Annotated in this window: 21 protein-coding genes; 4 read left to right on the forward strand and 17 right to left on the reverse strand. The window is 36.6% G+C overall.

Annotation, left to right across the window (positions count from 1 at the left end):
• Positions 1 to 98: 98 nt before the first annotated feature.
• From rpoD to BCR21_RS01550, 6 genes are all read right to left on the reverse strand, one after another.
• Complete coding sequence (rpoD, locus tag BCR21_RS01525; RefSeq protein ID WP_069644758.1) at positions 99 to 1,205, reverse strand: RNA polymerase sigma factor RpoD; 1,107 nt, start codon at positions 1,203 to 1,205, stop codon at positions 99 to 101.
• Between the two features lie 75 nt (positions 1,206 to 1,280).
• Positions 1,281 to 3,191: a DNA primase gene (gene dnaG, locus BCR21_RS01530; protein ID WP_069644759.1), complete on the reverse strand. Its 1,911-nt coding sequence runs from the start codon at positions 3,189 to 3,191 to the stop codon at positions 1,281 to 1,283.
• Positions 3,192 to 3,484: 293 nt separating this feature from the next.
• The gene (locus BCR21_RS01535) at positions 3,485 to 4,372 is read right to left on the reverse strand and encodes an SPFH domain-containing protein (RefSeq protein WP_420809819.1); all 888 of its coding nucleotides are present in this window, start codon (positions 4,370 to 4,372) and stop codon (positions 3,485 to 3,487) included.
• 52 nt (positions 4,373 to 4,424) lie between these two features.
• A complete protein-coding gene (locus BCR21_RS01540) occupies positions 4,425 to 4,658 on the reverse strand; it encodes a hypothetical protein (protein WP_084013189.1) in 234 nt (77 codons plus the stop codon).
• 39 nt (positions 4,659 to 4,697) lie between these two features.
• Positions 4,698 to 7,034 carry a cation-translocating P-type ATPase gene (locus BCR21_RS01545; protein ID WP_069644761.1) on the reverse strand — a complete coding sequence of 779 codons (2,337 nt, stop codon included), beginning with the start codon at positions 7,032 to 7,034 and terminating at the stop codon, positions 4,698 to 4,700.
• 143 nt (positions 7,035 to 7,177) lie between these two features.
• Positions 7,178 to 7,795: a lysozyme family protein gene (locus tag BCR21_RS01550; RefSeq protein WP_069644762.1), complete on the reverse strand. Its 618-nt coding sequence runs from the start codon at positions 7,793 to 7,795 to the stop codon at positions 7,178 to 7,180.
• Between the two features lie 174 nt (positions 7,796 to 7,969).
• On the opposite strand from BCR21_RS01550, the gene BCR21_RS01555 reads away from it, so the two are divergent.
• A complete protein-coding gene (locus BCR21_RS01555) occupies positions 7,970 to 8,689 on the forward strand; it encodes an alpha/beta fold hydrolase (RefSeq protein ID WP_069644763.1) in 720 nt (239 codons plus the stop codon).
• Between the two features lie 10 nt (positions 8,690 to 8,699).
• Positions 8,700 to 11,288 (forward strand): bifunctional lysylphosphatidylglycerol flippase/synthetase MprF, encoded by a 2,589-nt coding sequence (gene mprF / locus BCR21_RS01560; RefSeq protein WP_069644764.1) that lies wholly within the window; start codon positions 8,700 to 8,702, stop codon positions 11,286 to 11,288.
• A 39-nt stretch (positions 11,289 to 11,327) separates the two neighbouring features.
• Here mprF and BCR21_RS01565 read toward each other — a convergent pair whose 3' ends face one another.
• The 11 genes from BCR21_RS01565 to BCR21_RS01615 all read right to left on the reverse strand — a co-directional run bounded on the left by BCR21_RS01565 (position 11,328) and on the right by BCR21_RS01615 (position 21,894).
• Positions 11,328 to 12,200, reverse strand: coding sequence for a PhzF family phenazine biosynthesis protein (locus tag BCR21_RS01565; RefSeq protein WP_069644765.1), 873 nt, complete (start codon positions 12,198 to 12,200; stop codon positions 11,328 to 11,330).
• Between the two features lie 115 nt (positions 12,201 to 12,315).
• Entirely contained in the window at positions 12,316 to 13,503 is a 1,188-nt protein-coding gene (gene tuf / locus BCR21_RS01570) for an elongation factor Tu (protein WP_069644766.1), read from the reverse strand.
• A gap of 209 nt (positions 13,504 to 13,712) precedes the next feature.
• Positions 13,713 to 13,874, reverse strand: a complete 162-nt coding sequence (locus tag BCR21_RS16940; RefSeq protein WP_167351757.1) for a hypothetical protein — start codon at positions 13,872 to 13,874, stop codon at positions 13,713 to 13,715.
• Positions 13,875 to 13,887: 13 nt separating this feature from the next.
• Positions 13,888 to 14,244, reverse strand: a complete 357-nt coding sequence (locus BCR21_RS01580; protein ID WP_069644768.1) for a hypothetical protein — start codon at positions 14,242 to 14,244, stop codon at positions 13,888 to 13,890.
• 279 nt (positions 14,245 to 14,523) lie between these two features.
• Complete coding sequence (gene nagE, locus BCR21_RS01585; RefSeq protein WP_069644769.1) at positions 14,524 to 16,506, reverse strand: N-acetylglucosamine-specific PTS transporter subunit IIBC; 1,983 nt, start codon at positions 16,504 to 16,506, stop codon at positions 14,524 to 14,526.
• A 20-nt stretch (positions 16,507 to 16,526) separates the two neighbouring features.
• Positions 16,527 to 17,360 carry a PRD domain-containing protein gene (locus tag BCR21_RS01590; protein WP_069644770.1) on the reverse strand — a complete coding sequence of 278 codons (834 nt, stop codon included), beginning with the start codon at positions 17,358 to 17,360 and terminating at the stop codon, positions 16,527 to 16,529.
• 307 nt (positions 17,361 to 17,667) lie between these two features.
• A complete protein-coding gene (gene rpoE, locus BCR21_RS01595) occupies positions 17,668 to 18,300 on the reverse strand; it encodes a DNA-directed RNA polymerase subunit delta (protein ID WP_069644771.1) in 633 nt (210 codons plus the stop codon).
• Positions 18,301 to 18,375: 75 nt separating this feature from the next.
• Positions 18,376 to 18,810 (reverse strand): YwiB family protein, encoded by a 435-nt coding sequence (locus tag BCR21_RS01600; RefSeq protein WP_069644772.1) that lies wholly within the window; start codon positions 18,808 to 18,810, stop codon positions 18,376 to 18,378.
• A gap of 155 nt (positions 18,811 to 18,965) precedes the next feature.
• Positions 18,966 to 19,907 carry a sugar-binding transcriptional regulator gene (locus tag BCR21_RS01605; protein ID WP_069644773.1) on the reverse strand — a complete coding sequence of 314 codons (942 nt, stop codon included), beginning with the start codon at positions 19,905 to 19,907 and terminating at the stop codon, positions 18,966 to 18,968.
• 2 nt (positions 19,908 to 19,909) lie between these two features.
• On the reverse strand, positions 19,910 to 20,899 hold the full coding sequence (locus BCR21_RS01610) for an alpha-ketoacid dehydrogenase subunit beta (RefSeq protein WP_069644774.1): 990 nt from the start codon (positions 20,897 to 20,899) through the stop codon (positions 19,910 to 19,912).
• Positions 20,896 to 21,894: a thiamine pyrophosphate-dependent dehydrogenase E1 component subunit alpha gene (locus BCR21_RS01615; protein ID WP_069644775.1), complete on the reverse strand. Its 999-nt coding sequence runs from the start codon at positions 21,892 to 21,894 to the stop codon at positions 20,896 to 20,898. Before BCR21_RS01615 ends, BCR21_RS01610 begins: the two co-directional genes overlap by 4 nt.
• 192 nt (positions 21,895 to 22,086) lie before the next feature.
• Between BCR21_RS01615 and BCR21_RS01620 the strand changes: the two genes are divergently transcribed.
• Together BCR21_RS01620 and BCR21_RS01625 are read left to right on the forward strand one after the other, a co-directional pair.
• Positions 22,087 to 22,446: a hypothetical protein gene (locus BCR21_RS01620; protein ID WP_069644776.1), complete on the forward strand. Its 360-nt coding sequence runs from the start codon at positions 22,087 to 22,089 to the stop codon at positions 22,444 to 22,446.
• Positions 22,439 to 23,287 carry a lipoate--protein ligase family protein gene (locus BCR21_RS01625; RefSeq protein WP_069644777.1) on the forward strand — a complete coding sequence of 283 codons (849 nt, stop codon included), beginning with the start codon at positions 22,439 to 22,441 and terminating at the stop codon, positions 23,285 to 23,287. The genes BCR21_RS01620 and BCR21_RS01625 overlap by 8 nt, the downstream gene beginning before the upstream one ends.
• Positions 23,288 to 23,298 lie beyond the last annotated feature (11 nt).

A 23,298-nucleotide genomic window follows, 5' to 3' on the forward strand; every position in this document is an offset into this window, starting at 1 on the left:
CAATATGTACTATCTAACTTTTTTGTTACGATTGTTAAAAACAGCCCTTTCCGAAAGAAATCGAAAAGAGCTGTTCAAATTTTTTAAAGAAAAACTTCTTATTCTAGGAAATCTTTTAGTTGTTTAGAACGAGAAGGATGGCGTAATTTGCGTAGTGCTTTGGCTTCGATTTGACGAATTCGTTCGCGGGTTACACCAAATACTTTCCCCACTTCTTCTAATGTTCTCGTACGTCCATCATCTAAACCAAAACGTAATCGTAAAACATTTTCTTCACGGTCAGTTAACGTATCAAGTACATCTTCTAACTGTTCTTTCAATAACTCATATGCTGCATGCTCAGCAGGGCTTGTTGCATCTTGGTCTTCGATGAAGTCCCCAAGATGAGAATCATCTTCTTCACCAATAGGTGTTTCCAATGAAACTGGCTCTTGCGCAATTTTCAAGATTTCGCGAACTTTTTCAGTTGGCAAGTCCATTTCTGCACCGATTTCCTCAGGCGTTGGTTCCCGACCTAAATCTTGCAGCAATTGACGTTGAATACGGATCAATTTATTGATTGTTTCAACCATATGCACAGGAATCCGAATTGTTCTAGCTTGGTCAGCGATCGCACGAGTGATTGCTTGACGAATCCACCAAGTGGCATAAGTTGAAAATTTAAATCCTTTACGATAATCGAATTTCTCAACAGCTTTCATTAGACCCATATTTCCTTCTTGAATCAAATCAAGGAATTGCATACCGCGTCCTACGTAGCGTTTTGCAATCGAAACAACTAAACGCAAGTTAGCTTCTGCTAAACGTTGTTTTGCTTCTTGATCGCCTTCTTCGATTTTTAGAGCTAATTCTACTTCTTCTGCTGCAGTTAATAACTGAACACGTCCGATTTCTTTTAAATACATACGAACAGGGTCATTGATTTTAACACCAGTCGGGGCAGATAAATCTTCCATTTGGGCTTTTTCAGCAACTTTTGCGTCTTTTTTAAGACTATGTTCACTTGGATCACCATTTTCATCAACGACACTGATTCCAGCATCTTCAACTTTTTGGATCAACTTTTCCATTTCATCGGCATTCAATGTAAACGGCGTTGCTAATTTGTTTGTTAGATCATCATAAAAAACATTGCCTTTAGGCTTGTTTTCTTTGATAAAGGCTGCCAATGCAGCTGCATATTTTTTTTCTGTTTCTTTTTCCATGAAAGAAGGCCCCCTTCATTTTTCCATTCGGTTAAATATATAAATAATAGTCAAATACATCATCTTAAAATATTCTTAGGACGCTGTACGACTTTTTTGCAGTTGTTTTACTAAGCTTATAACTTCAATTGAAAGTTCATCCACAAGCTGCTTGTTTCCAAGACGTTCTGCTTCTTTTTTCTGCAGTTGTTTTTCCTTGATCTGATCTTCCAAGCTGGAATTTCCGATCACTCTTATGACATCTGCAAATTCACGATCAGAACTTTCTTCTGAAATCGTCTGTAAAGAAATGTCGATTGCTAATTTCTTGATTGTTTCTTCTTTTAGATAATCAATAAAATCAGCAAGTAAGAACTCAGAATGAACACTCATATAACTATCTAATAACAAGTAAAGTTCTTGGAATTGGTCATGAGCAAAACTAAATTCTGGTAGCTGGATCAGTTGATTTCTGACGCTTTGTTCATTCATCAGACGATACAACAATGTGCGTTCTGCTTTTTCTACTTGTGTTAAAGGCAGTTTATTTTGCACTGACGGAGTAGCAACAGCCTCTTCAAACATTTCTGGTGGTTCAAGCATGTCATCAATCTCGTAAGATTGATGCGGCGGTGTTGCTTGTTGCTGTCGCTCCCTTCTCTTAGTAGAACGTTGTTGTGTTTCTAGCTGTTTTAACTGTTCTTCTAAAGAATGAAAGGATAGCTGAAATTCTTGCGCTAATTGATTTAAATAGCGATCTCGCTCTAATGGTGACTGCACCAATAGCAATTCTTGCAGCAAATCATTCACATAATCCAGTTGTTCTTTTTCGTTATTCATATTTCTAGTCAAACGATGGTACTGCATCTTAAAACTAAAGACGGTCTCTCGACCATGTAGCGCGAGCTCACGAAATGATTCGTTGCCATACTTCCTTAAATACTCATCTGGATCCAACTTTTCTGGGATACTGACGATACTTAATTGAAAACGACTGTGCTCACTCAATAAGGAAATAGCACGATTTGTCGCTTCTACTCCAGCTGTATCACCATCGTAACAAACTACAAGTTCTTTCGCTACTCGTTCAAGTTTACGAATTTGCTCATTAGTCAAACTCGTTCCCATAGAAGCAACACCACTAGTGATTCCTGCTTGCCAGGCTGCAATAACATCCATAAATCCTTCAAATAAAAACACAGTATTCTCTTTGCGGATCTCTTTACGCGCTTTATCGAAGTTAAACAATGTATCTCTTTTATTAAACAAGACTGTTTCCGGACTATTTAAGTACTTAGGCATATCATCACCCGGAAAATCTTCTGTTTTAAGTAATCTTCCTGAAAAAGCAATCACATTACCACGATCGTCATTAATCGGAAACATGACGCGTTGGTAAAAACGATCCAAAAACTCACCATTGTCTCGTTGAATAAACAATCCAGACTCTTTTGATAACTGTTCAGCTACTTCTTCATTTTGGAATACTTGACTTAAAAAATCACGTTTTTGAGGAGCAAATCCGATTTTAAATGTTTCGATGAGTTCTTTTGTTAAACCGCGTTCTAATAGATAATTCAACGCTGGTTCACCGATTTGCGTATTCATCAAAACATGATGGTATAAATCCGCTGCCTTCTTATGCAGTTCGATCAGTTTTCGATTCTGTAAGTTTTCCGATGAATCAGACTCCATTGTATTAGCCCATTCGATATTAACGGGTATTTGCTCTAATTCGGCAACTCTTCGTACTGACTCTGGAAAATTGATACCTTCTATTTCCTGCAGAAAATTAAAAACAGTTCCACCTTTTCCGCAGCCAAAACAATGAAAGATTTGTTTGTCTTCTGCTACTGAAAATGAAGGGGAACGTTCTTCGTGAAACGGACATAAACCCATATAATTCTTGCCTGATTTTTTCAATTGAACATATTGTCCAACGACATCAACGATATTCGTACGTTGTCTTACTTCCTCGATGACCTCTTGAGGAATTCTTTGTGCCACTGTTCTCACCTCCAAAAAATAGCCAAAAGCTAATTTATGTGATAGTCAGTAAAAAAGCACTGAAATCTTCAGCGCGACTTTCAAAAGACACAATTACACATGTTTCATTGTATCATACTAAACATAATTTTCAAGTAAATTGCACCTTTATTTTCATGAACATTAGGTTTTATTAAGATATGTTTACATAAAATAATTATGGTAACCTAAATAATCTTAAGAAAACAAAAAAACAGATAACGAGCATCTGTTTTTTTGTCAGTTGTTTGGATTACTCCCCAACCTATTTCTGATTAATCTTTTGTATCCTGTGCATTCCATAACTCTTTAACTACTGGAATATTACCTAATTCAGTCATGTTGCTTGGTAGGATAACTGTATTTGTATCGCTTCTAACAACTTGTTTAAATGCTTCTATTCCTAAATAAGCCAAGGCTTGTTCATTTAAATCACTTTCTTTGATTGCTTTATTCAAAGCTAAAATACGTTGTCTCTCTGCTTCTGTAGTTATACGGATTCTTTCCGCTTCAGCATCAGCATCGATTTTTGTTCGTTCTGCTCTGGCCTCTGCATCGATTTTCGTTTGTTTCGCTCTTGCTTCAGCATCTATTTGCATTTGTGATGCATTCGCTTCAGAATCTAAAATGATCGATTGTTTTCTACCCTCTGAAATTGTGATCGTCGATTCTTTATCTCGACTTGCAGTGATTAATTTATTCATTGAATTTACGATTTCATCTGATACAGAAATCTCACCGATATTGATACGGTCAATCGATAATCCGTACCCCGCTGTAATATCTTTTACACTTTCAAATAAGCTTACGTTAATTTCTTCTGTTCCATTAAGTACTTCATTCAAATCCATTTTCCCGATAATTCCACGTAAGTTTGACTGGCAATCTTGAATCATAGACGTGACAGAATCTTCATTATCATAAACAAATGCACGAACATCTGTCACATGATATTTGATCGCTTCATCAACCTCTACGATTACATTATCCCGCGTAATTACACTTTGCGATTCGATTTCCAAAGGAGTTTGTTTTAAAGACACTTTACCTCTGACCTTGTAGAGTACTGGAATTAGAAAATGAAGTCCAGGATCGATCGTTTTAACATATTTACCAAAACTTTCAACGATTTTCACTTCCCCTTGCTGGACGATGATCACCATTTTTGAAATAAGAACCAGAACTAAAACAAGAACAATAATAAAAATTAGAATATTAAGGATTATCAATATAATTCACATCACTTTCGAATAAATAGTTGTTTACAGTTACAAATAATTCGGTACTGGAAAAATCCACGACTTCCAACATCGCCCCCTTTTCAGGGATACCGTTTATTACACGATACATGTATGGGCTGCCGTAAATTCGAATAACACCATTAAAATTATCTGTTTGAGACCGAAAACACTTTCCGATAGTCTTGCGCATTTGATATTCTCCGCTCATAAATACCCCTCCCTATTTTTCATACTTTTTTACTCCATTTTAAAGATCTTTGATTGTTTTACCTGCTCGTTTCATTTGGAAAAGACCGATCATGATTCGAACAATGATATTAATAAGCATCATTACTGCAAAAATCGGTAATGTCTGCTGATTTAAAAATCCTACTTCTAAAATGCTATGGAATAGCATTGCCGCTACATAAATACCACCAACAGTTGTAACAGCTAGGAAAATTCTTAATGGATTAAATGGTAAACACGCACGAACGACCGCCATACAACTGATACCGATCAATAAATAATACATCAAGGTTGTTGTCTCCATTTGCGTAAAGCCTTGGTTTTGTCCCATTAAATAAACCCCAACGATATTTAATACCACTAGAACCGCATTAACAGATGCATTTCTCAATGCTGTCGGTAAGAATTTTCCTCGTATTTTTCGTTTATCGCTTTCGAATGACAAGAAGAATGCTGGATACCCTTCAATTGCTAAATCGATCAATGTGATTTGAATCGGGATGAAAGGAAAGGCAATTGTCGTAAATACGCAAATCATTGATAAAATAAATGAATAAATCGTTTTTATAAAGAAAACACTCGCAACTTTTGTTACATTATTAACAACTCGTCTACCTTCAAGTAATACATCAGGTAATGTTGTGAAATCTGAATCCAATAATACTAAATTAGAAATTTGTCTAGTTGCTCCGTCACCTTCTGCCATCGCAATACTGCAGTCAGCTTCTCTTAAAGCTAAAACATCATTAACACCATCACCTGTCATTGCGACAACATGATCATTATCTTTTAATTCACGAACAATCGTCCGTTTTTGTTGAGGTGTCACACGGCCAAAGACCGTATAGTTATGGACCGCTTTACGCACGTCTTCTTCTGTTTCCATCGTTGACATGTCAATATAGGACTCATAACCAAATAATCCAGCACGACGGGCAATATTAGAAACGGTGACTGGGTTATCTCCAGAAATAACTTTTAAATCGATCCCTTCTTCTCGTAAGTACGCTAACGTTTCGTTGGCATTTTGACGAATTGGATCATCAATTTCTAATACAGCTAATGGTTCTAGATAAGGCATATTCTCTTCATCCAATGGCGTGTTTTCTGCAATTCCAAGCATCAGCACACGGTAACCATTTTCTTGCGCTTCGATCACTTCTTTTGGTAAACGATCAGCTGAGACTAATTTTTCAGGCGCCCCAAGATAAACGGTTCCCAATTCTTTAAACTCAATCGCTCCCCATTTTCTCTCAGAAGAAAACGGTAACGTCTTAACAGCGCCAAAACGGTTGGAAAGTTCAAAGCGATCACGAATTGCTTGCATTGTAATATTATTATCGGTGCTTTCAGCTAGATAACTACCGATGATTTGCGGGAAATTCTCATGATAGCTTGCATGTAAAACTTCAACTTTTTGAACCTTCATTTTCCCTTCAGTGATTGTTCCAGTCTTGTCCAGACAAAGCGTATCAACATGTGCTAATGTTTCTATTGAATACATATCTTGAACAAGAATACGTTTTTTGGCTAATTTTACAACGCCTGTCGTTAGCGTGATACTGATCAAAAGAACCAAACCTTTTGGCAACATTCCAAGTAAAGCTGCTGCCGACGCAACCACTGACGCTTCTATGCCAGAGTCACGAATCATAAAACCTTCTATAAATAAAATGATCCCCAAAGGAATAATCACTAAACTTGTGAATTTAGAGACTTTTCGGATTGAATTGACCAACTCAGATTGGATTGGTTTGTGCACTTTGGCTTCTGCAGTGATCTTCACCGCATAATTATCTGCTCCAACATGAATCACTTTTGCGTATACTTGACCACTAGCTAGAAAACTACCAGATAATAGAATATCTCCTTCAATTTTCTCGATCAAATCCGATTCACCAGTCAACAGTGCTTCATTGGCTTCTGCTTTTCCATCCAATACTTCCATATCAGAAGGAACTTGTTCCCCAGCAGAAATCACAACGATATCATCTATCACTAACTCTTTTGTATCAATTTCTACCTCTTTACCGTCACGAATAACATGAACGCTTTCTTTGGCTACGATCGATAATTTCTGAACTAAGTTTCTCGCATGAATCTCTTGATAGATTCCCATCCCCATATTCACTAAGATAATCGCTAAAAATGCTAAATTGGAATACGCTCCAACAAAAAACAGACAAAGCGCGATTCCAAAGTTTAAAAAGTTAAACAATGTCATTACGTTATCATAAATAATATCCTTTGTTGATTTAGCGACATTTTCTTCATAGTCATTTTGTAATCCTTGCTGCTTTCGTTCTTCTACCTCTAATTGAGTCAATCCTTGTTTTAGGTCAAACTTATTTGTCATGGATTTGGTTCCCTACTTTCTCCTTGTTAAAAATACATCCTCTTTAGTTTACTTGTTAATAGAAAGAACTTCAAGAAAATCCTTAAGAATTCTCGCTATTTAGTAGACGATATTCTTAAGGATCAATATTTTTGGTATTAAAATTATTTTAACCACTTGATAAACTGCTCGTTCATCTTAACTAAATCGGCATAAAACATATTTCCACCATTACTGTATAGAAATCCACCATTATAAACAAGCGCTTGTGGCCGATAATAACGATACGTTTTTTGTTCCGTATTTCCTAGTAAAGGAGATAAAACTTCTTTTGAGTATTCTTCTGCTAGACGAATCGAATTTTTTCCGCCACGCTCTTTTACAAATTGAATATAATCTAAACCAAAATTATACGCTTGAACAGCGGTCCAAATATCACAGCCTGCTTCATTCGCTTGAGCAATCGATTGTGCTAAGAACGCCACTCCTATATCGATGCTTTCTTTAGTCGTCCCAATCATTTGTCGCTCGCCATATGCACTTTCACTACTTTGCATCAAATCTTCTGTACGGCCTTTTGATTCAGTATAAATAATTGCTAAAACTAAATTTTTGTATTCTGGAATATTGTTCTCTTTTGCTGCTTGTTCTACCTCAGCTTCGTACTTCATCACCTGCTGAACATTTTGGCGGATCTTAAACCCAAAATAGCCTAACCCAATAATCAGTAACAGCAACAACAATAGTAATATTCTTTTTATAAGTTTCATCAATTTGCCCATCTTATCATCCAAACTTTTTGTGAGTAGATTTCATCATACTTTATTATTTAAAAAAAATCTAAAAAAAGGCTGATTCTTTATTATTCTTTAATAAAAATTTGAAATTATCTTTGCCCGTTTCAGTTTGAAATCTAAGCAAAAACCGATATACTATGGTAGATAGGTGGTAACGATATGGAAAAACAAAAAAAAGTGCTTTTAACACCGGACAATAGTTTGATTTATTATGAAATATCTGGTAGTGGATTCCCTTTATTTCTTCTTCATGGAAATGGTGGAAGTGGAAAATATTTTGAAAAACAAGTACCTGAATTTAGCCACTACTTCACTGTTTTCACTGTCGACAGCCGCGGACATGCTCGTTCAACGAATGCTAGTGATACACTTACTTTTGATCAGATGGCCGCAGACCTTTACTTGATCATGGAACTAGAACATGTTGCAAAAGCAAATATTATCGGCTTTAGTGACGGCGCTAATTTGGCAATGGTTTTTGCTAAAAAATATCCTGAGAAACTTCATCGTTTAGTATTGAATGCCGGAAATACTGTGGTCAAAGGTGTCAGTTTACCTATAAGAATGGTTACCGCAATACAATATGTATTTCTGAAAATTCTTAGCTTATTTAATAAAAAAGCTAAGAAATACCTACTCACTGTTCGTTTAATGATGCGTGATATTGGTGTTTCTAAATCAGATTTACAAAAGCTATCCGCTAAAACATTAGTTATTGTTGGTAAATATGATATCATCAAACGAGTTCATTCAATCTATCTGGCAAAAGAAATCCCAAATGCATCATTTATTTTAGTTCCAAATCAAGGACATTCTTTTGCGAAAAAAGACCCTGAAACATTCAATCGAGAAATTTTAACATTCTTACAAGAAAAGTAGGTGCTATTAAATGAAAAAAATGCTTCAATGGATCAAAGATCATCTCAGTTACTTTAAAACCATCTTTATATTTTCAGTTGTAATCATTGTTTTTCGAGAATTACTGTCTATTAGTAAAACAATTTCTTTCGAACAGCTCGCAGATATTTTTCAAGATATTGCTATTTGGAAAATCGGTTTAATGTTTTTGATTGGACTAATTGCTGTCTTTCCAATGATTGGGTATGATGTGATTCTCAACAAAATTTTGAAACAAAAACCAAAAAAATCGTTTCTCATTGAAAGCAGCTGGATGATCAATACGATCAATAATATTGCTGGATTTGGCGGTTTAGTCAGTATTGGATTGCGCTCAGAGTTCTATGGAAAAGAAAAAGATGGCAAAATGGTTGTTCGAGCGCTTTCGAAAATTCTGATTTTTCTCATGTCTGGTTTGTCTATCTATAGTCTTATCGCCTTTTTCCTAGTTATGTTTGGCCATACAAATGATTACTTACAACAGTATTGGATTTGGTTGATAGGCGGCGGCTTGTACTTCCCTGTCGTTTTGATCACAAGTTGGATCAAAAAGGATGAATATATCGGAGATATTGATAATCAAACGCGTTTTGGTCTTATTTTAACTTCCTTTTTAGAATGGACAGGCGTTTTGGGCAGCTTTTTACTGATCGGTATGCTAATGGGTGTTGAGATGAATCCAGTGCAAGTCCTTCCTCTTTTCATCGCGGCTTCAGTAATTGGGATCGTTTCTATGATTCCTGGTGAATTGGGTAGTTTTGATATTATGATGATCATCGGTTTATCTGCTTTAGGAATCAATCGAGAAGTTGTCGTAGCATGGATCTTGCTTTATCGTCTATTTTATTACATTGTACCGTTCATTATTGGTGCTGTTTTCTTTGTGAAAAATCTAAGCCACAGTTTAAATTCTCGCTATTCCGGTATTCCAAGAGAATTAACAACAGACCTAGCGCATAAATTCGTTGTTTTCCTTATGTACTTTTCCGGGATTATGATCGTTCTCTCTGCTACGATTCCAGAAGCATTTAGCCAATTTGACTGGTTAAAAAAATTAAACCCGCTTTCGTTTCACATTATCACGCAACTACCTGCTATATTATTAGGCTTTTTATTACTGATAATGGGGCGTGGTGTTGCTGCTAGAGTCAAACGTGCCTATTTACCAACAATTGGTTTGATTCTGATAACTTTAATTTATACATTTATCAAAGATTTCAGCTGGGGTATCATTATTTTTCTTGGTTTTCTACTGATAATTATTGTTTTCTCAAAAAGAGAACTTTTCAGAGAACAATTAGTCTACTCTTGGGAAATGATTACCGTTGACGGGATTATTTTTCTAGCTTTAACTATCTTATATGTTGTGATCGGTGTTTATAATTTACCGACTTTTCCTCACAGAAACCACCACTTTATTTCATTCTTTTTCTTTCCATCAGAGAAAATTTGGTTATCTGGGTTTATGGGTATTTTATTAGTAACACTATTTAGTTATTTGTTCATCCGATATCTCGAAGGCAAACGCTACAAAATGGGGACTAAATTAGATGAAAGTCGTGCCCTTACCCTGTTAAACACTTATGGTGGAAATACAGATAGCCAGCTGATTTTTCTTGAAGATAAAGACATGTTTATCTATACGGATCAAAATGGTGAAGATACAGTATTATTGCAATTTAAAACGCTGAACAATAAGTGTATCGTCATGGGAGATCCTTCTGGAAAAAAAGAAGACTTTTCTGTCGCTATGGAGCAGTTCATTAATGAAGCTGACCGCTGGGGTTATCTTCCTGTTTTCTATGAAGCTTCTGAAGAAATTGTCATGTTTTTACATGAATTTGGGTATGATTTTATCAAAATGGGGGAAGAAGCGCATGTAGACTTGCCAAACTTCACTCTATCTGGAAAGAAAATGAAAAGCCAACGAGCTGTTATGAATCGATTTACAAAAGAAAATTACCGATTTGAAGTGCTTCAGCCCCCTTTTTCAAAAGATTTAATGCAAGAGCTGAGAAAAGTTTCTGATGAATGGTTAGGTAGCCGAAAAGAAAAAGGTTTTTCGTTGGGATTCTTTTCTGAAAGTTATTTGCAACGAGGAAAAATAGCTGTTGCAAAAAATCAAGAGGATCGAATTGTCGCTTTTGCAAATATTATTCCGACCTACACCAAAGAAGAAGGTACGATCGACTTAATGAGATACAGTAAAGAAGCCCCATCTGGTGTGATGGATTACTTGTTTATTTCATTATTCAACTATATGAACGATGAAGGTTTTACTTACTTTAATCTTGGTATGGCCCCATTATCGAATGTTGGGAAGTCTAAAAAAAGTTTCATTCAAGAACGAATTGCTTATCTAGTCTACGAATTCGGTTCACGTTTCTATTCTTTCCAAGGACTGCGTGATTACAAAGATAAATATGCTGCTGAATGGGTATCTAGGTACACCTTATACTCCAGAAATAGTTTTATTGCTTATGTAATGATTGCATTATTGATCATAGATAATGCCCCAGTTGAAAAACAAAAGAAAATGCACGGTGTTCGTCGTATTCTTAGAAATAGATATCAACGATAAGACAATAAAAGGAGAGCTTGATTCACTTCAGCTCTCCTTTTATTTTGTCATTATTTCAAATTCGCCATTAAAACATGCAGTTCCTGAAATACTGACTTGGTGTGATCCTTTGATATCTCTTGTGACATGGACGGAAACTGTTCCTTCACTTTGAACATGTTGACCTTGAGAAACACTGATTTCTTTATCCTCATCCAGCGTATAAATATGATTTAACGAATAAGCGCCCATTACTCCTGAAGCTGTCCCTGTGACTGAGTCTTCTGTCGTTCCAGAAAATGGAGAAGAAAAGTGCCGTGCTATGAAAGTCCCATCTTTTTCAGAGATAAGCGCAAAAGGATGTATGGATGATCTAGGTATCTCTTTTAAAATATCTGGAAAAACCTCTGGATTTGGCTTCATTTTATCTAGAACCGCTGGAGTGACCACTGGTATGAGCAATGTCCATGATCCTGTATTGCCATATTGGATTGGCAAATTTTGATGGAGGTCTTCCATTTGGATTCCCAGACTTTGACAAAGAGCTGCCTTGTCCCCTTTAAATTCGATAAACTTTGGTTCCGCTTGTTTCATGATGATTCTTTGTGTCTTATCTTCATATGTAATTGGCAGAATACCTGCATCCGTTTCAATTTCTAGTTGGCAGTCTCCTTTTCCATTAAACAAAGCAAATATGGCTCCAATGGTTGCATGTCCGCAAAGTGGCGTTTCATGACCAGGTGTAAAATACCTTAATTTAACAGCCGCTGTATCACTTTTACAAACAAAAACAGTCTCATTGAAGCCTACTTTCTTAGCAATTTCTTGCATTTTTTCTGAAGTATATCGATCGCCATCCAACACAACACCTGCTGGATTTCCTTGTCCAAAAATTTGTGTAAAAGCATCTACTCTTAAAACAGTACAGCTCATTTTTCCTACCTCCCACTCTTTTTTTAAAATTATAGCATAGATCAATTATCGGTAGAGTATATTTTCGAAATAAAAAAGAATCTCTGATCAAGATCATCAAAGATTCTTTTTTTGGCTATTTTTCTATTTCAGTAACGATTCCAGATCCAACGGTCCGTCCACCTTCACGAATAGAGAAGGTAGTACCTTGTTCCACTGCGATCGGATGGATCAATTCAACATCGATTGTCACATTGTCTCCCGGCATTACCATTTCAATGCCTTCTGGTAATTCTACTACTCCTGTTACATCCGTTGTTCGGAAATAAAATTGTGGGCGATAATTTGTGAAAAATGGTGTATGTCGTCCACCTTCTTCTTTTGTTAATACATAAACTTCAGCAATAAATTTTGTATGGGGTGTGATTGAACCCGGTTTTGCAATGACTTGTCCGCGTTCAATTTCATCACGAGTAATCCCTCTTAAAAGAACGCCGACATTATCTCCTGCTTCACCATAGTCTAACGTTTTACGGAACATTTCAATTCCTGTTACCACAGCTTTTTGTGTATCAGGTTTAATACCGACAATCTCGATTTCATCACCAACGCTTACTTTCCCACGATCGATACGACCAGATGCAACTGTACCACGACCAGTGATTGAAAAAACATCTTCGACTGGTAATAACAATGGTTTATCTGTATCCCTTTCCGGTGTTGGGATATACTCATCCACCGTATCCATTAATTCCATGATTGCAGCTTCAGCGGCAGGATCACCTTGTAATGCTTTTAAAGCAGAACCTTTAATGATTGGAGTAGTGTCTCCTGGGAAATTATATTCATTTAACAATTCACGAACTTCCATTTCAACAAGATCGATCAATTCTTCATCATCTACTAAATCTATTTTATTAAGAAAAACAATTAAATATTTAACGCCTACTTGACGAGACAATAAGATATGTTCTCTTGTTTGCGGCATAGGTCCGTCTGTTGCTGATACTACTAAGATCGCGCCATCCATTTGTGCTGCACCTGTGATCATGTTTTTAACATAATCTGCGTGTCCTGGTGCATCGATATGAGCATAGTGACGTGCTTCGGTTTCATATTCTACATGTGATGTATTGATTGTAATCCCACGTTCACGTTCTTCTGGTGCTGCATCAATACTAGCATAGTCTTGCGGGTTTGCTAGGCCTTTTTTCCCTAATACTGTTGTGATTGCAGCGGTCAATGTTGTTTTTCCGTGATCGACATGTCCGATTGTGCCGATATTTACATGTGGTTTACTTCTGTCATAATGTTGTTTTGCCATTTTACAAACCTCCTATTTTGTTTAAAGGTTCAGTAAAAAGTCTGGTTTTTATTGACCATCTCTGACCTTTATAGTGTTATTATATACCTTTTATTAATAACTACAACTTTTTTGCTTACTAATTATAAGTAAAAAGAAAACATGGAGAATAAAAAAAGGAAGGACAGATTTCTTCTAGTCCTCCCGAATGTTGCCATTACTATACTTACTCACTTTTTGTAAAACTGATCCATCTTCTGTTCAACAGCTTCCCCGCATTCATTTGCAAATTCCGCTGATAGTCGACGAAGTTCTATTGCATCGTCTAATGAAAGATCTTCTGTTTGAAACTGTTGGATAAGGCCCAACAATCTTTCTGTATTTTCGTTCATACTATTACCACCTTTATTCTCCATCAATCACTTGCTCATATACTTTTTCATCATAAACCGTTAGGATGAATTGTTCCTTATATGACTTTGTTGCTTCCTTTATTGACTCTATCAAATGAGATTCACAATCAATATAAAGAATGACTGCTTCAAATCGATCCTTTGTCTCTTTTAAAAAACGTGTTAAATCGTCAAGTGTTTTGTGTTTTGTCATTGTTTCATAGGTAGGCATTTGTTTTGCTCGAATAAAATTATGTGGAATTTCTCCATGATATCCAACGATTGCAACTTTCTTCCCTGTGTGATCTTTTTTTACTAATTCCCAAACTTTTTCGATTTTTCTTGGATTGTTCCCTTTAATAATAATCATTTAATTCTGCTCCTTCATCTTCATCATATTTACCCAATATGACACAAAGAAACCGTATGATCATCAACTGGCACTTCTTTGTGTCCAGCGTTATTCATGCAAGATAATCTCCTCCTAAATTTAAAAGCTGAAAGAGCTTGTTCGGCCTTTTTTCCGAATCAATAGCCCAAAAAGCTAGATAACATAAAACAATAACAATCTAACCATATCATAGAAAAAAAATATTGCAACCATAGAAAAAAACTATCCGAGAACTTTTCTCAGATAGTTTTTACTTATTTATTTTACAATTACTTTACCAATTGAATCATTAGCAGAAACTGTTTTGTTTGCTTTTGTTAAATCATAGTTTTCAACAATATCTTGATTTGTAAAGACCACAATCAAATCAGATTTTTTACCAGCAGTTTCTAACGCCGCTAAATCGATTGTTGCAACTTTATCACCTTGTTTCAAGACTTGACCTTCTTCAACGTGTAAAGTAAATGGAGCACCTTTTAGCTCAACTGTGTCTAATCCCATGTGCAACAATACTTCAATACCAGAATCTGTTTGGATCCCTAACGCATGTTTTGTTGGGAAAATACTTGTGATTTTACCTGCAACAGGAGTTGATACTTCACCATCTGTTGGGATAACAGCAAAACCATCACCCATCATTTTTGCTGAGAAGACATCATCTTGTACTTCTGAAATTGGAATAACTTTTCCGTTTGCAACAGCGTAGATTTCAGTGTCTTTTGCAGTTGCTTTTGGTGCTTCTGGTTTTACTTCAGGCTTTTTTACAGTTCCCCCTGAAACCGGTGCTGCACCATTACGGATTTTATTCATTTCGTCCGCTACGAATTGAACTTCTGTTCCAACAATAACTTGAATGTTCGTGTCATCGATCACTTTCACACCTGGTACACCGGTTGCTTTGATTTTTGCTTGATCGACTTTGCTTGTATCGTCAACTGTTAAACGTAAACGAGTTGTACAGTTATCGATTGAAGTAACGTTAGCATCTCCGCCAAGCCCTTGATAAATTTTGCTTGCTAAAACTGCAAATCTGTTATCACCAGTCGTATCGATATCTGGTGTTTCTTCGCCTTCGCCCTCTTCACGACCAGGAGTCATCAAATTGAATTTTTTGATTGCGAAATCAAATACGAAGAAGTAAAGAACTGCCATAACTAATCCTTGAACAATCAACATATACGGTTGGTTGGCAATTGGATTACGTAAGCTTAAAACAAAATCGACTAAACCAGCACTGAAAGCGAAACCTGCTGTCCAGTGGAAGAATGCAGAAATAAATAATGAAATTCCTGTCAAAATAGCATGTAAAACATATAAAGGCCATGCAACAAACATAAATGAGAATTCTAATGGCTCAGTAATACCAGTAAAGAATGAAGCAAACGCTGCTGCAATCATCAATGAAGCAGTTGCTTTTTTCTTTTCAGGACGAGCATTACGATAAATTGCATAAGCACCAGCTGGTAAACCAAACATCATCATTGGGAAGAAACCAGCTTGATACATACCAGTGATCCCTTTTTCACCAGTACCAGATAAGAAATTACCAATATCATTGATACCAGCTACGTCAAACCAGAATACTGAGTTTAACGCGTGGTGTAACCCTGTTGGAATCAACAGACGGTTGAAGAATCCGTAAAGCCCAGCACCAACAGCACCTAATTTTGAAATAGACTCACCAAAAGTAACTAATCCAGAGAATACCACTGGCCATACGAAGAATAATACACCAGAAGCCACTAACATTGCTAAAGCAGTCATAATCGGTACTAGACGCTTACCACTAAAGAAGGATAACGCCATTGGTAATTTCACCTGACTAAATCGATTGTACATTGAAGCCGCAATCAATCCAGATAAAATCCCGATAAATGCATTACCGATTTTAGCAAAAGAAGGATCCACTTGATCTACAGGAATACCCTTCATTGCACCTACTGTTGCAGTTGAAAGCAACGTTGTTACTACTAAGAAGGCAACTAAACCACTAAGAGCAGCTGCACCATCTTTATCTTTAGACATACCTAGTGCTAAACCTACTGCAAATAAAACTGGCAAGTTATCAATAATCGCGCCACCTGCTTTAACTAAAAAGACAGATAGAAAATTTGGATCCCCTAAACCAGTCATTACGTTAGGATCAATCCAATACCCAATACCCATTAAAATTGCTGCAGCTGGTAATACCGCTACAGGAAGCATCAATGAGCGTCCCATTCTTTGCATATATGCTTTCATTTTTGTATCTCCCTTGTCTTTTATTTGATCATCTTCAGCCGTTCGATATGAATAGCCAGATAACCTAATTCTTCATTTGGTACTTGGTAGTGAAAATTTCTCATTAACAAAACTTGAACTTTTTTTGATATTTCGTAACTTTCTGCGTATTTCTTACGTACAACATCTAAAATTTCATCATCCAAAACTGCATACTGACTTTGCTGAAAACGGTGAATAAACAAGCGTAGATGATTGACTAGTCGTGAGTAGCTTAAGCTCATCCTTTCATCATGGATATTGATTCCTAATTCTTGCTCGATCAAATGAATAATTTCTGAAACAATAGTGACTTCACGAATACTTTTACTATTATCCGTTCGTCCGCTGCGAGCACTGTGAATATGGATTGCGATGTAACCTGCTTCGTCATAACTAAATGGGATGCCTAACGTTTGCGTCAAATAATCCACTGCCCATTGCGCAATTGAAAACTCTTCAGTATAAAGAATTTCAATTTCATTCAAAAGCTTATTTCGCACAATGATATTATTTTGGATATTCTCTGCAGCAAATGCAATGTGATCACTCAAACCAATATTGATATGTTCATTCAATTTTTCACCCAAGATCGTTTCTGCATGGGTAATGATTTCTTCCGTGACAAAAAAATACTTTTCATCGATTTGTGATAATAAAACTTGGAGTTTTTTCAAGCCTTCAGGTTCCATAACAAACATTCGTTCCACTTGTTGCGGGAATAACAAATCATTTTTCTTTTTGTTAAAGCCCACGCCTTTACCAACTGCCACTTTTTCCTGCCCAGCATCAATGACAAGCACAGCATTTTGATTAAGCACCTTTTTAATTTTCATAAACATTCCTCTTCTGCAGAAGTAGATTGTCCGTTTTCCTGCTATAAGACAACAAAAAAAGCATAGAACAATCCCGTCAAAATATGAGTATATCATATTTTAATGAAATTCTTCCATGCCTAGTATTATCTAGTCACATGAAAACGCTATTCATTTTTGTTAACAGTGACAGTTTACAAAGATATAGACCATTTGTCAATCATTTTGATTGATTTTTTTCTTATTTAAACTAAAATGCTGATGGCTTTCGTTTTAGCAAATAAGAATAGGAGTGTTCTCGCATTGAGAACACTCCTATTCTTAAAGTTTATGCTTCCTCTTCAGGATTCGCATATTCATCTTCATCATCAAAGTCATCATCCACATCATCTTCATCGATGATCGTAAGATCTTCTTCAATTCCCGGTAATACTTCTTCTTCATCATCAGAATCTGCTCCGATTTCTTGAAGATCCGAGTTATACGCTTTGATCTCTTCATCTTCTTCATCGTCATCATCATCATAAAGAATATCGTCGTCATCTTCATCCGTTAATTCAGCATCTTCCGGATCGTCATCGTTGTAGTCGATCACATCTTCATCATTGGCATCAATAATGAAGGCATTGACTTTTTTACGTTTTCTACGGCGTGGTTTGTCTTCTTCATCTTCTTCTAAACCATGTGTTACTTCTTCATCGATAGAATCGATTGGATACCATGAGCGCAAGCCCCAACGGTTATCTCCAAGAGAGATAAAACTGCCATCAATATTTAAGTCAGTATAAAATTGTGCTAAAGAGTCACGAATTTCGCTGTCAGATTTTCCAAGATAATTTTGAATTTGGTTTACTAAATCAGAGAAGTCCATCACATCTTCACGTTGTTCTAAAATTGCGTGCGCAACTTCGATCATGGATAATTCATCTTTGTTCAACCCGTCAAATACATTAATTTCCAAACGGTACACGTCCTTTCACAGTCTACTCCTTATCATACAAAAACATGGAGAAAAAATCAATTGATTATTACATAATTAAGCAGTAAATTCTAGTTCTAAATGATATTCACCGATTTTTTCTGTTTGAGAGAACAAATCGTAATCAATCAAAATGCTTCCTGCAACCGGCTGATCCTTAAGACTGAAGCGTAAATTACGAGTAAATGTCGTAATTTGGAATAAGCCATAAGGCGTTTTATAACTCGTATCTAAACGCTCCTGATAAGCAAACTTCAGACGCATTCTAAGTCCGCCTGCACGAATCAATTGAATTTTCCCATCTGGTTCAACTTTGATTGTTACAGGAACAGGTTCCCCTTCTTCTTGCTCTTCTTTATAGCGAATATATAAAGTATCGCCAATTTTCACGATTTGTCCTTCCAAATCGAAATAAAAGTTTTTCTTTTCACCAGCTTGATCTACTACTGTTTTCAATTGAATAGATACAGGTGTTCCTTGTGATAAATCCATTAAAAGCACTCTCCTTAATTTAAAAGCGTAGCGGACTCATCCAGCCTCGACTGAAAAATAGGAAAAATTGACTGTGACTCTTTTTGTCACTTTCCTTTTTTATCTTTTTTCCGAAAGGCTAGCCTATAAAGTTATACATTACAGATTCTCCCGCTTTAAACCAAAGCTTCCGCAATCAGTTGATCAACAACTAAAATAGTACAACATTTACCAAGTAATAACGGTTTGATACTTTCGACTTTTTCCTCACCGCAGCCAATAACCATTACTTCGGATATGCTCCCTAAATCTTCCACTTTAATCCCTAACATTCGCTTACTTATTTCATTGTTCACTGTTTGACCATTTTTGTCAAATAAGGATGCTACTGCATCTCCTTTGACTCCTGTTTCTTTGATGATTCGCAGTTCATTTGTTTCGATATAACCTAGGCGTTTCCATGTAGAACTTTCATTCGGATTCCCTACGCCAATAATTGCAAAATCAACATTTTTTGCTTGCTCCATCGCTTTCCCGACTAATTGTGACTTGTTTAAGACATCGGCTAATTCGATACTCTCTGCTAGTGCAGGTGCGTAAAAATATTGGCAACGGCTATTTAGTTTCTCTGCTAATCGAAATACCAAATGATTGGTATCAAAATAAAGATGTTCACTGGAAACACCACCAACCAAAGGGCAAACATTGATCGTTGGAAAAGACTGGTAGGGCATCTCGTCGATCATATCAGCTAACGTGGTTCCCCATGACAACCCAACGTTCATTCCAGGCTTTAAACGCTCCTTAAAATAAAACGAGGCTGCTCGGCTCACTTCTTTTTTTACAGTTTCAAGTTGTTTCTGCTCGTTAGTTGGTATTACGATCACGTCATCAAGCTGATACTTTTTTTCTAAACGTAACCCCAATTCGACTGCATACGCCGATTCGTCTTTGATCGAGATTGAAATAATTCCTGACTCTTTGGCCTGTTGTAAAATTTTTGAAATGACCGGTCTTGAAACGCCCATTTTTTTTGAAATTACAGCTTGAGTCATCCCTTGCTCATAGTACATTGTAACGATTTTTAGCATTTTTCTGCGGTCTTCACTTATCTTCATAGTTAAACCTCGATTTCTGACATGATTTGTTTCACTGCTTTAACCAATGAAGTTACTTGAGGTGTCGCATGTGCCTCTAATATTTTTTGTGCGGGCATCGGAACAAACTCTCCACCTAAACGAACAATCGATGCGTGTAGCTTCATCGCAACTTTAGACTCCGCGATGATCGATGTGATTTCTGCACTGAATCCACTATTTTTTACTGCTTCTGTCGCAACAATCACTCGCTTTGTTTTTTCAACAGAAGTCAAAATAGTTCTTTGATCGAGTGGAACCAATGTTCTAGGATCAATAACCTCAACAGAAATATTCTTTTCTTTAAGAATGTCTGCCGCTTCCAAGGCTTTATTGACCATAATTCCTGTGGCGATAATCGTAACATCTGTCCCGTTTCGTTTGATATCAGCAACGCCTATAGGGAGTACATAAGGCTCATCAGGCACATTCCCCGTAGTCTTATATAGTAGTTTATGCTCATAAAACATCACTGGATTATTATCTTTGATTGCTGCGTGGAGTAACCCTTTGGCGTCATACGCATTGCTTGGCTGAATTACTTTTAATCCAGGGATATGAGCCATCCAATTTTCCAAACTCTGTGAATGCTGAGCGGCCGCTCCTGTACCTGAGCCAGACGCGGTTCTCATTACTAAAGGAACCGTAGCTTTGCCACTGTACATATAGTGGATTTTTGCCGCTTGATTGACTAACTGATCCATTGCGACAGTAATAAAATCGGAAAACTGTAATTCCATCACCGGACGCATCCCTGTCATGGCTGCCCCCACCGCAACACCGGCTATTGCACTTTCTGAAATAGGTGTATCACGAACACGCTGTTTCCCATACTTTTCCTGAAGTCCTTGAGTAGCACCAAAACCACCGCCATAAATGCCAATATCTTCTCCTAAAAGAAAAACACGTTCATCTTGAGCTAAAGCTTCATCCAAGGCTTCATTGATTGCTTGTAGATAAGTGATCGTTCTCATACTTCATCCTCCGCATAGACATGAGTCCATAAGTCTTCAATCATTGGCTCACAATCCAGTTTCACAGATGTAACTAAATCAGCCAGCTCTTTTCGAATTGCCATTTCCAACTGTCGAATTTCCTCATCTTTTATCCTCTTGTTTCGAATTAATTCTTTTTCTAGACGTAATATCGGATCATTATTTACTTGCCACTCACGACACTCTTCTTCTGAACGATACATTAGCTTATCCGATTTTGAATGACCTTTTTGACGATACGTTAACGCCTCAATCAACGTCGGACCTCCACCACTTCTAGCCTTGGAAACAGCTTTGGAAACAGTTTCTGCCACTACTGCTAGATCATTGCCATCAATCGTTATACCTTCAATACCATAACTTTTGCTCCGATCAGAAAGCTTTTTGATATTGACCATCTGTTCAATAGAACTGCTCATTCCGTACTGGTTATTTTCAATGAAATAAATAACTGGCAATTGCCAAATAGAAGCCAGATTCAGCGCTTCATGAAAACTCCCTTCGTTCGTAGCTCCGTCTCCAGCATAACATAACACAACTTGATCAGTTCCTTGCATTTGCGCGCTCAAAGCAGCACCAGCTGCAATTGGAAAACCAGCACCGACAATGCCGTTTGACCCTAAATTACCCACGTCTAAATCTGCAATATGCATGCTACCGCCTTTGCCACCATTAGTCCCCGTTTTCTTTCCTAACATCTCAGCAAACATACTTCTAATATCCGTTCCTTTTGCAATACAATGCCCATGATTTCTATGAGTGGAAACGATCCAATCCCTTTGGTCTAAAATACCTGCTCCGCCAACAGCCGTGGCTTCTTGCCCAATACAAAGATGCATCGTACCATACAATTCTCCAGCATCAAATAGCTCTTGAATCATTTCTTCAAAAATACGAATTTTCCACATTTTTTTAAGAGCTTCTAGCTCATCAATCGCTTTAAACGGCCGGTTTTTGATTGCCTTTTGGTTCATTTCCCCACTCCTTTACATTTGTTCTTAAACGAATCATATGTAAATATTCTATAGTTTTCTTTAAGCGATAGCAAGATTTTCTCTTCTTTTTTTTGATTTCCTTAAAATTTATCGATTTCCTTGTTATTTCTATACAGATAAGCATGATTTTTCACTAAAATCGTTTATAATAGAACATGGAGGTGGAAATAAATGTTATTTCACGATGAAGAAGCGATGTTATTTTGCATGCATTGCCAAAAAGAAACACTCCATGGCATTCAATATATGAACGAAATCATTTCCAGCATAGAATGTGCAGAGTGCCATAATCAAATGAGCATTGATATTGATGCAATGAATCAGTTTTATCATTATCTTTATGAACGTTTAGTTTCTAAGCCTGGTCGCCTAACTGAGGAAGCCAGACAAGATTTTAGTAAATTTTTAGCCACTATGCCAATGAGGATTATCAGTAAACCTATGCGTTTTACGAATGAATATAACCAAATGAATAAAGAAGTGAAAGACTACGTTTCCCGCGTAAAACAGGATGAAGACCAAGATGACTAATTTAAATCAATTATTTACAACCGAAACAATCTTTTTATACGATCAACATTGTTTAACCAAAAAAGACTACTTTCTTCCTTTTGCTTTAACGGATACTTTGACTACTTTCTCTGGAATCAATCAGCAGCCGATCATTCATTTCTGGCAGCTTGACCAAGCAATGATTCTTGGTATGAAAGATACACGAGTAACAGATTTAAAAAAAGGACTAGCTTCTTTACAACATGATGGCTACAATATTGTGATACGTAATGCTGGAGGACTTGGCGTGATTGCTGATGCCGGTATTTTAAATGTTTCCTTGATTCTGCCAAATCCGGGCAACAAAAAAATAAGTATTGATGAAGCCTATACTCATATGTGGAATTGGATCAAATGCGCATTTGAAGATACAATGCACGTTATCGAAGCCTTCGAGATTACTGAATCTTATTGTCCAGGTACATTCGATTTAAGTATCAATGGTAGAAAGTTTGCTGGAATTGCGCAACGCCGTGTCAAAGACGGTACAGCTATCATGATTTATTTGAGCGTCAATGGAAATCAACAAAATCGTGGTGAAAGTGTTCGACGTTTTTATGAAGCTAGTTTACAAGAAAATTTTGGCAAAAATGGTTACCCACCTGTTGATCCAGCTGTTATGGCAAATTTAGAAGATTTGCTTCAAATAAAACTAACGGTCGATGAGGTGAAAAAACGGTTAATTAGCGTATTATTAGATAACACCCCCATTACCATCGATCGTCAAATAGTACCTAAATTATTGACTTCAGAGTGGTTTACAACTGAAGTGTATAAGCAAATGAAAAAAATGCAGCAACGAAATCAATTGTTGGATTAATTTTGTTTTAA

The organism is Enterococcus ureasiticus (genome assembly GCF_001730285.1).
In the GTDB taxonomy this organism is placed as follows: Bacteria; Bacillota; Bacilli; order Lactobacillales; family Enterococcaceae; genus Enterococcus_L; species Enterococcus_L ureasiticus.